Source organism: Streptomyces sp. CO7 (assembly GCF_053474865.1).
The window spans coordinates 564,826-573,737 of the sequence record NZ_JBRIOU010000004.1 but is presented as its reverse complement, the minus strand read 5'-3'; the positions used below and the strand labels follow the sequence as shown (position 1 = coordinate 573,737).

Annotated in this window: 8 protein-coding genes and 1 pseudogene; 5 read left to right on the top strand and 4 right to left on the bottom strand. The window is 74.7% G+C overall.

From position 1 onward, the window contains the following. Positions 1 to 1,077 (top strand): annotated as a pseudogene (locus ACOV8S_RS15435) (hypothetical protein); the annotation flags it as partial. A 90-nt stretch (positions 1,078 to 1,167) separates the two neighbouring features. Here the strand turns inward: ACOV8S_RS15435 and ACOV8S_RS15430 are convergent. Then, positions 1,168 to 2,046 (bottom strand): transglutaminase-like domain-containing protein, encoded by an 879-nt coding sequence (locus ACOV8S_RS15430; RefSeq protein WP_448318397.1) that lies wholly within the window; start codon positions 2,044 to 2,046, stop codon positions 1,168 to 1,170. Between the two features lie 17 nt (positions 2,047 to 2,063). Then, positions 2,064 to 3,083, bottom strand: coding sequence for a GNAT family N-acetyltransferase (locus tag ACOV8S_RS15425; protein WP_448318396.1), 1,020 nt, complete (start codon positions 3,081 to 3,083; stop codon positions 2,064 to 2,066). 140 nt (positions 3,084 to 3,223) lie between these two features. On the opposite strand from ACOV8S_RS15425, the gene fdxA reads away from it, so the two are divergent. Then, positions 3,224 to 3,544 (top strand): ferredoxin, encoded by a 321-nt coding sequence (gene fdxA / locus ACOV8S_RS15420; RefSeq protein ID WP_077966227.1) that lies wholly within the window; start codon positions 3,224 to 3,226, stop codon positions 3,542 to 3,544. A gap of 135 nt (positions 3,545 to 3,679) precedes the next feature. Further along, positions 3,680 to 4,777: a succinyldiaminopimelate transaminase gene (gene dapC / locus ACOV8S_RS15415; RefSeq protein WP_448318395.1), complete on the top strand. Its 1,098-nt coding sequence runs from the start codon at positions 3,680 to 3,682 to the stop codon at positions 4,775 to 4,777. Between the two features lie 69 nt (positions 4,778 to 4,846). On the opposite strand, the gene ACOV8S_RS15410 is transcribed toward dapC, so the two are convergent. Further along, the gene (locus tag ACOV8S_RS15410) at positions 4,847 to 5,248 is read right to left on the bottom strand and encodes an ATP-binding protein (RefSeq protein ID WP_448318394.1); all 402 of its coding nucleotides are present in this window, start codon (positions 5,246 to 5,248) and stop codon (positions 4,847 to 4,849) included. Between the two features lie 399 nt (positions 5,249 to 5,647). After that, positions 5,648 to 6,694, bottom strand: a complete 1,047-nt coding sequence (locus ACOV8S_RS15405; protein WP_448318393.1) for a heavy metal transporter — start codon at positions 6,692 to 6,694, stop codon at positions 5,648 to 5,650. 86 nt (positions 6,695 to 6,780) lie between these two features. Between ACOV8S_RS15405 and dapE the strand changes: the two genes are divergently transcribed. Together dapE and ACOV8S_RS15395 are read left to right on the top strand one after the other, a co-directional pair. Continuing rightward, positions 6,781 to 7,860 carry a succinyl-diaminopimelate desuccinylase gene (gene dapE / locus ACOV8S_RS15400; protein WP_448318392.1) on the top strand — a complete coding sequence of 360 codons (1,080 nt, stop codon included), beginning with the start codon at positions 6,781 to 6,783 and terminating at the stop codon, positions 7,858 to 7,860. 144 nt (positions 7,861 to 8,004) lie between these two features. Beyond that, positions 8,005 to 8,811, top strand: coding sequence for an LOG family protein (locus ACOV8S_RS15395; protein WP_448318391.1), 807 nt, complete (start codon positions 8,005 to 8,007; stop codon positions 8,809 to 8,811). The last annotated feature ends 101 nt before the right edge of the window (positions 8,812 to 8,912 follow it).

The following is an 8,912-nucleotide window of genomic DNA, read 5'->3' as shown; positions in this document are numbered from 1 at the left end:
CGGGTGCCCGCGGGCTCCGGACCGGCCGGCGGCGTCCCCGGCGGTCCCGCCGCGCCGCCGCCAGGCAGGCCCGGCGGTCCCGTGGCCCCCACCCCGGCGCCCGTGCCCGCCTCGGCGGCGCAGCCCGTACGGAAGAAGGGCCGCAACAAGCTGGTCCTGCTCGGCGGCGGCCTGGTGGCCCTGTGCGCCGTGGCGTACGGCGCCGGACTGCTGCTCAACCACTCCGACGTGCCCAAGGGCACCACCGTGCTCGGCGTGGAGATAGGCGGCGGCACCCGCGACGAGGCCGCGCAGAAGCTGGACCAGGCCCTGGGCGACCGCGCGGACAAGCCGCTGCAGCTCACCGTCGAGGGCGACACCGTCAGCCTCGAGCCCGACCAGGCCGGCCTGGACCTCGACACCCGGGCCACCGTGGGCGCCGCCGCGAAGAGCGACTACAACCCGGTCTCGGTGATCGGCTCGCTCTTCGGCCAACAGCGCGAGATCGAGCCCAACCTGCCGGTCGACTCCGAGAAGCTGCGCGCCGCGCTCCAGGAGGCCGCCGGCGGCGCCGGCTCGGTCACCGAGGGCGGCATCGAGTTCAAGGCGGGCAAGGCCGTCGCTGTCCACGGCAAGCCCGGCAAGGGGCTCGACGTCGAGCAGGCCGTCCCCGCCGTCAAGGAGGCCTACCGCCGGCAGGTCGCCACCGGCGACGCCGGGGCCGTGGAGCTGCCGGTCGTCACCCGCGAGCCCAGCGTCCCGGACGCCGAGGTGGACCGGATGATGAAGGAGTTCGCCAAGCCCGCCATGTCCGGTCTGGTGACCGTGCAGACCGACGCAGCGCACACCATCTCCTTCAGCCCGCAGAACTCGCTCTGGCGCTTCCTGCGCGTGCAGGCCGTCGACGGCCGGCTGGTCGAGAGCTACGACAAGGCCGAGCTGGAGAAGCTCTACGGCGAGACCTTCGACGGGGTGCTGATCACCCGCGGCACCGGCAAGAAGACGCCGGTGACCGTCGAGGACGTCATCGGCGCGCTGCGCCCCGCCCTGAAAAGCACCACCGAGCGGGTCGCCGTCATCGAGACCGACCCCAGCTGACCGCGGCACCGCCGCACCGACGGGTCCGCCCGCACCGCCCCCGAGGGCGGTGCGGGCGGACCCGTTCGGGTACCCGGGCGGGCCGGCGGGTCAGTTGAGGCGGGCGCGGGCCGCGCGCGCCTGGCCGCGTACCCGCTCGGCCAGTTCCTCGTCGACCGCCTCCACCACGTCGGCGTACACCTCGAGTTCCTCCGCCCCGGCCGTGAAGTCGCCCCGGGCGATCAGCAGCTGGGCGTACTCGTGGCGCAGGTTCGCCGGGCGGGCGGGCAGCAGCAGCGACAGCTCCAGCGCCCACAGCGCGGTCGCGGACTGCTCAGGGCGGGCCGCCGCCCAGGCCCGGATGTTGTTGAGGATCCGCATCACCACCTCCAGCGGCCGGGCAGGCGTCCATACCGAGGGGTCCGCCGGGTCCGGGGAGTCGCCCGTGGCGTCCAGCACCAGCAGTTCGGCGTCGGCGCCGGTCAGCAGCCGCCCGCCCGCGAACGGGTCGGCCAGCACCTGGCGTGCCGGATCGTCCGCGGGCCCGAAGCCGACGACGAAGTGACCCGGCAGCGCCACCCCGTGGACCGGGGCGCCGGCCCTGCGGGCGACCTCCGTCCACACCACCGACAGCAGGATCGGCAGGCCCCGCCTGCGCTGCAGCACCTCGTGCAGCAGCGAGGACCGCAGGTCGCGGTAGTCGGCGTGGCCGCCGCCGAAGCCCTCGGCCTCGCCGAGCAGCAGGCGCGCCGCCTCGGCCCACTCGCGCGGGCCGCCCGGCCGGTAGGGCAGCAGCCCGGCCAGCCGGTCCAGCTCCATCTGCGCCTCGTCCATGCCGGTCTCGTCGAGCGAGCCGTCCGCGACCGCGCCGATCAGCAGACAGAGCATCACCAGGTCCGGACGCTCGGCGCGGGCCTCGGCGGCGAACCGCGCGGTCCAGCGGGCGCGTTGCCCCAGCCCGGCCGGGGTGGGAGGTTCGGGGGTCAGCATGCCGTGCGGTCGCCTCCTCAGGCCTCGGGGGAGCGGTAGTGGTGGTAGGCGTGGTGGGCGGCGAAGCCCAGGGCGTCGTAGAGCCGGCGCGCCCCGGCGTTGTCCGTCTCCACCTGGAGCCAGCCCGCGGAGGCGCCCTCCTCCATCGCCTTCCCGGCGAGCGCCGCCATCACCCGCGTCGCCAGTCCCTCACGGCGTCGCTCCGGGGCGACCTCCACGGCGGCGAACCCGGCCCACCGGCCGTCCACCACACAGCGCCCGATGGCCGCGGGCGGCGCGCCGTCCGCGCCGGGGACGGTGGCGAACCAGACCGAGGGGCCGCCCTCCAGCACCCGGCGGGCCGCCTCGCCGACACCCTTGCGCTGGTAACGGGCCAGCCAGGAGTCGCTCGTGTGCCGGGAGAACTCCACCGGGACCGCGCCCGGCCCGGTCCCGGCCGGCTCCACGGCGTCGGCCACCGGCGCCAGACCGCCGATCCACAGCTCCGCGGAGACCTCGCGTATCCAGCCGCGGTCCTCCAGGGCGGCGCAGAGCAGTTCGTCGGCCCCTTCCGCGCCGGTCGCCGCCTGGACGTAGGCGGGCAGCCCCCGTTCGGCGTACCAGGCGCGGACGGCCGCCAGCGCCTCGTCGAGGTCCCGCCCCGGGTCGCCCAGCGGGAGCACCGAGTTGGCGCGCCGGGTGAACCCGGAGGAGGCGCGCAGCACCCACGCGCCGAGCGGCTCGCTCTCCACGGGAGGCCACGCCCGCGCGGCGACCCGGGAGAGCTCCGGGTAGGTGGCGGCGGGGCCGCGGCGGCGGGCCGGGGCGTCGGGCACCACCTTGCCCGCCACGACGGCGGACTCCTCGATCCGCACCCGCTCGCCGTTCCGACGGGTGATCAGGAGCACGCCCTCGTCCCATGATGTGAGAACGCCGACGGTGTCGGTGAACTTCGCCCCCGCGACGCCCTCTTCGGCGAGCCGCCGTACGGAGACGCGTTTGCCCACGTCAGAGCCGGTAAGGTGCAGCGCGGCTCGAGCTGCGGTGGAGAATTCCACGGGTCGGATCACCCCTCGTGTTCGGTTCGGGTCCCGAAGTGGAGATACTAGGGGCGGGCATCGACGACGCCGCGCTCCCGCGCGCCAGGCGGCGGAGCCTGCGGAGGCCCGCCAGCGCCCTATCGAGGAGGAACGACAGCGTGACCTACGTCATCGCGCAGCCTTGTGTCGACGTGAAGGACAAGGCGTGCATCGAGGAGTGCCCGGTCGACTGCATCTACGAGGGGCAGCGCTCCCTCTACATCCACCCGGATGAGTGCGTCGACTGCGGGGCCTGCGAGCCGGTCTGCCCGGTCGAGGCCATCTTCTACGAGGACGACACGCCGGACGAGTGGAAGGACTACTACAAGGCCAATGTGGAGTTCTTCGACGAGCTCGGCTCTCCCGGCGGGGCCAGCAAGCTGGGCCTGATCGAGCGCGACCACCCGTTCGTCGCCGCGCTGCCCCCGCAGAACCAGTAGCGGAACCCGTCGGAGCGATCCTTCGCGATCGCTCCCCCTCGGTCCCGTACGGCGATCCGCAGCGGTCGCCTGCGGGACCGTGGCGTTCCGCCCCACGCCGCGGGCGCCGCGGCACGAGGAAAGTGAGCGAAACCCGTGTCCGAGCTCCTGAGCCGCCTGCCGGACTTCCCCTGGGACAAGCTGGAGCCCTACAGGGCGACGGCGGCGGGGCACCCGGACGGCGTCGTGGACCTCTCCGTCGGCACGCCGGTCGACCCGGTGCCGGACCTCGTCCAGAAGGCGCTGGCCGCAGCGGCCGACTCGCCGGGCTACCCGACGGTCTGGGGCACCCCCGAGCTGCGTGACGCGATCACCGGCTGGGCCGCGCGCCGGCTCGGTGCGCGCGACCTGACGCACCGCCAGGTGCTGCCGGTGGTGGGCTCCAAGGAACTGGTGGCCTGGCTGCCGATCCAGCTGGGGCTCGGCCCCGGCGACACCGTGGCCTTCCCGCGGCTGGCGTACCCGACCTACGAGGTCGGCGCCCGGCTGGCCGGCGCCCGCCACGTCGCCTACGACGACCCGACGGCCGACCTCGACCCGGCCGGCCTCAAGCTGCTCTGGCTGAACTCGCCGTCCAACCCGACCGGCCGCGTGCTGCCCAAGGAGGAGCTGCGGCGGATCGTGGCCTGGGCGCGCGAGCACGGCGGGCTGGTTGTCTCCGACGAGTGCTACCTGGAACTCGGCTGGGAGGCCGACCCGGTGTCGGTGCTCCACCCGGACGTCTGCGGCGGCTCCTACGAGGGCCTGGTGGCCGTCCACTCGCTCTCCAAGCGGTCCAACCTGGCCGGCTACCGGGCGGCGTTCCTGCTGGGCGACTCCGCGGTCCTGATGCCGCTGCTGCAACTGCGCAAGCACGGCGGCATGATGACCTCCATGCCCACCCAGGCCGCCGTGGTGGCCGCGCTGGGCGACGACGCCCACGTGGCCGAGCAGCGCGAGCGGTACGCGGCCCGGCGCGGGACGCTGCGCGCCGCCCTGGAGCGGCACGGCTTCCGCATCGAGCACAGCGAGGCCAGCCTGTACCTGTGGGCCACCCGCGACGAGTCCTGCTGGGACACCGTGGCGTACCTGGCCTCGCTGGGCATCCTGGTCGCCCCCGGCGACTTCTACGGACCGGCCGGCGAGCGCCACGTCCGGGTGGCGTTCACCGCCACCGACGAACGGGTGGCGGCCGCGGCGGCCCGCCTGGGCTGACGCCCCGGAGAACAGCGAGGGCCCCCGGCGCCGTGCGCGCCGGGGGCCCTGCCGTTCCGCGGGGCGGCGTCAGACCGGCAGCGGGAGGGTGCTGACCGGAAGGTCGCCCACCGGGAGTTCGCCGGTGGCGTCGCCGACCATCGTGCCCGCCTGCCCGGCCACGCCGCCCACCACCTGCTGGACGTCCGGCGCGCCCTCGGCGGCCTTGGTGGCCATGCCGACGCCGCCCTCGGCGGCCTTGGTGCCGCCCTCGAACGCGCCGCCGGCCTGGCCCGCGAGGCCGGTCGCGTGGGAGGTCACGCCGCTCAGGGCGGAGCCCAGGTCGCCGGCGCCGTCCAGCGCCGACAGCGGAGCCAGGTCCGAGGCCGCGGGGGCGGCCTGCGCGACGCCGGCCGCACCGACGACGGGGGCGGCGCCCGCGGCGACGAGGAGGGCGGCGCGGGCGATCCGGCGGGTCAGGGGAAGGGACATGGTGCTCCTTGTGTTCGGTCCACGGCCGCCTCGCGGGGCGACCGCCAGGTCAGGGTCCGGTGAGGCGGACGCAGTGATTACGGACCGGGCGGGGCGAAGGTTGCGGACCGCCGCCGTAAAGAGTTGGCAATGCGTCGCATTATCGGCTGCGGACGGAACGGGACGTTCCGGACAAGGTCCGGCGCGCTGCGGAAACCTTCCGCCGCCGCTGTCCCAACGGATCCCGCGTCCGGTGGGCCACCAGTGCGAAAACCGCCGCCCGGTGCCGGGCGGCGGTCGTGGAGTTGGTCCTGCGGAGTGACCTGTCGCACGTCTGCGCGACGGCCGGGGGTTGGCCGGGCAGGGCGGTCCGCGGGGACGCCGCCGCCGGAGGAGCGCGGGGCCCTCGGGGCCGGCCGTCTAGCGCGAGGTCACGATGCGGACCCGGGCGTCGGACCCCTGGGAGCCGTGCGTGCCCTGGGAGCCGTCGTCCCCGGCCTTCTGCCAGTCGCCCCGGTCCGCCGTCCACACCCGGCCGCCGTAGGTCACCCGCTCGATGCCGAGGCCGGAGGCGTTGGCCACCGCCCAGTGGGCGAACTGCCAGCCCCGCTGCCGCGCACCCGGCTCGGCCACCGGGACCGTCACCGTCCGGGCGGCCGCCGGGGAGGGCGACTTCGACGCCGCGGACTCCCGCGAGCCCGCCGTCAGGACGCGGCCCGGCGAACCCCCGGTCCTCCGGGCGTCCGCCTGCCGGGCGTCCGCGCCCCGGCCGGCGGAGACCTCCGCCGCGGCCTTGCCCAGCACCCCGGTGCCGAAGTCCCGGGCCAGCGCCGCGCGCACCGCGTCCGGACCGGCCGGCGCGTCCGACGCGGACGGCCCCGAGCAGGTCAGGGTGGCCGCGCTGCGGCCGGTCAGCGCCGCCGCCAGCAGCTCCGCGTCCGGCTCGTGCTTGGCGTAGGCGTCGGGATAGGCGCTGCGCTGCACCTCCTGCGCGGCCACCGTCAGCGGCAGGTCCGCGTAGTCCCGGACCTTCACCAGGTGGTCGTAGAACTGGCCGGCCGCGTACGCCGGGTCCATGATCTCCGCCGGCCTGCCCCAGCCCTGCGAGGGCCGCTGCTGGAACAGGCCGAGGGAGTCCCGGTCGCCGTAGCGGATGTTGCGCAGCGCGGACTCCTGCAGCGCCGTCGCCAGGGCGATGGTGACGGCCCGCTCGGGCAGCTCGCGCGCGGTGCCGACGGCCGTGATGGTGGCGGCGTTCACCGCCTGCTCGGGCGTGAACTCGTACCGGGCGGGCTCCCCCCGCCCGCCCGAGGCCACCACCTCGCACCCCGGCCCGGAAGGACCGGCTCCGCCGCCGGGCAGATGCCGGGCGGCGAAGTAACCCGCGAGGGAGAACAGCACCATCAGGGCCGCCCCGAAACGGACGAGGCGACCACGACGCTTGGGGGCGGTTGACGTCTCTGTCACGGGTAACACGGTAACGGAGGTCTACCCAGGAGCCCGAGTCCCTGTGGACAACCTCTCCTTCCCGCGCGCGGGTTAAGGTCTGGGCCATGGCCGAAACCGAGCTTGACCTTTCCTCGGACGCCGCCCGCCTGACCGCGCGGCTCGTGGATTTCCCCTCCGAGAGCGGCGACGAGAAGTCGCTCGCCGACGTGATCGAGGCGGCGCTGCGGAAGCTGCCCCACCTGACCGTCGACCGGCACGGCAACAACGTGGTGGCCCGCACCCACCTCGGCCGCCCGGAGCGTGTGGTGCTCGCCGGGCACATCGACACCGTTCCCATCGCCGGCAACGTGCCCTCGCGGCTGGACGAGGAGGGCGTGCTCTGGGGCTGCGGCACCTGCGACATGAAGTCGGGCGTCGCCGTCCAGCTGCGGATCGCCGCCACCGTCCCCGAGCCCAACCGCGACCTCACCTTCGTCTTCTACGACAACGAGGAGGTGGACGCCAGCCTCAACGGACTGGGCCACGTGGCCGACGCCCACCCCGACTGGCTCGAGGCCGACTTCGCGGTCCTCCTGGAGCCCAGCGACGGCGAGGTCGAGGGCGGCTGTCAGGGCACCCTGCGGGTGAAGCTGCGGACCAAGGGCGAGCGGGCCCACTCGGCGCGTTCCTGGATGGGCGCCAACGCCATCCACGCCGCCGCGCCGATCCTCGAGCGCCTGGCCGCCTACGAGCCGCGCCGCCCGGTGATCGACGGGCTGGAGTACCACGAGGGGCTCAATGCGGTGGCCGTCGAGGGCGGTGTGGCCGGCAACGTCATCCCCGACGTCTGCACGGTCACCGTGAACTTCCGCTACGCTCCCGACCGCAGCGAGGAGGAGGCGGTCGCGCACGTCCGCGAGGTGTTCGCGGGCTGCCCGATCGAGGAGTTCGTGATCGACGACCACAGCCCCGGCGCCCTCCCCGGCCTCTCCCACCCGGCCGCCCGCGCCTTCATGGAGGCGGTCGGCGGGGTGGCGCGGCCCAAGTTCGGATGGACCGACGTCTCGCGCTTCAGCGCCCTGGGCGTCCCGGCCGTCAACTACGGTCCCGGCAACCCGCTGCTCGCCCACAAGAGGGACGAGCGGGTCCTGGCGTCGATGATTCCCGAGGCCGAGCGGCGTCTGCGGGAGTGGCTGACCGGCTGAGCCGCGGCGCCGGAGTCGGCGGATTCGTACCGAAACGGGTACCGGACGGCACACGGCGGACATGTTCGCGTCCCCAGCGGGTAACCCGCGTAGACCTACTCTCTGCGGAGGAACGCGGAGAACCCGTCACGGAGGGGAGAGCCCATGACCACAGGCAACTCCGAGGGAACGAAGGTGTCGGTGCGCCAGGAGAGGCGGGGCTACCTGTTGCACGGTCTCGACCCGGTCGAGGCCGAGGAGGCCGAGCAGGCGGGTCCGGCGGCCCGCAACGCCGGTGACGAGGGGGACAGCGACCGCAGACTCCTCGACCCGGACGGAGCGTCCGGCTGGACCGAACGGGACGCCTGGCAGGTGGCCAGGATCCAGGCGGAGTTCGGCGAGGGCTTCCGGGCGCTGTCCGGGCTGCCGCCCGCCGTCAGCGTCTTCGGATCCGCCCGCACCAGCCCCGACTCGCCCGAGTACGAGGCGGGCGTCCGGCTGGGCCGCGGCCTGGCCGAGGCCGGCTGGGCGGTGATCACCGGAGGCGGCCCGGGCGCCATGGAGGCCGCGAACAAGGGCGCCCGGGAGGCCGGGGGCGTCTCGGTGGGCCTGGGAATCGAGCTGCCGTTCGAGAGCGGGCTCAACCCGTACTGCGACATCGGGCTGAACTTCCGCTACTTCTTCGTCCGCAAGACCTGCTTCGTGAAGTACTCGCGCGGCTTCGTTGTCCTGCCCGGCGGCCTGGGCACCCTGGACGAGCTCTTCGAGGCGCTCACGCTGGTCCAGACGGGCAAGGTCACCCGCTTCCCGATCGTCCTGTTCGGCACCGAGCACTGGGGCGGCCTGGTCGACTGGATCAAGTCCACCCTGCTCGCCGGGGGCAAGTGCTCCGAGAAGGACCTGGACCTGTTCCACCTCACGGACGACGTGGACGAGGCCGTCGCCCTCCTCTCCCGCGAGACGGAGCGCTAGACCGGCCCCGCCACCACCGGGTTCCGCCCCCACCGGATTCCGCCCGCCCGGGCGACGCGGAGCCCGTCGCCCGGGCGGGCGGAATCCGGTGGGGGCGGAAC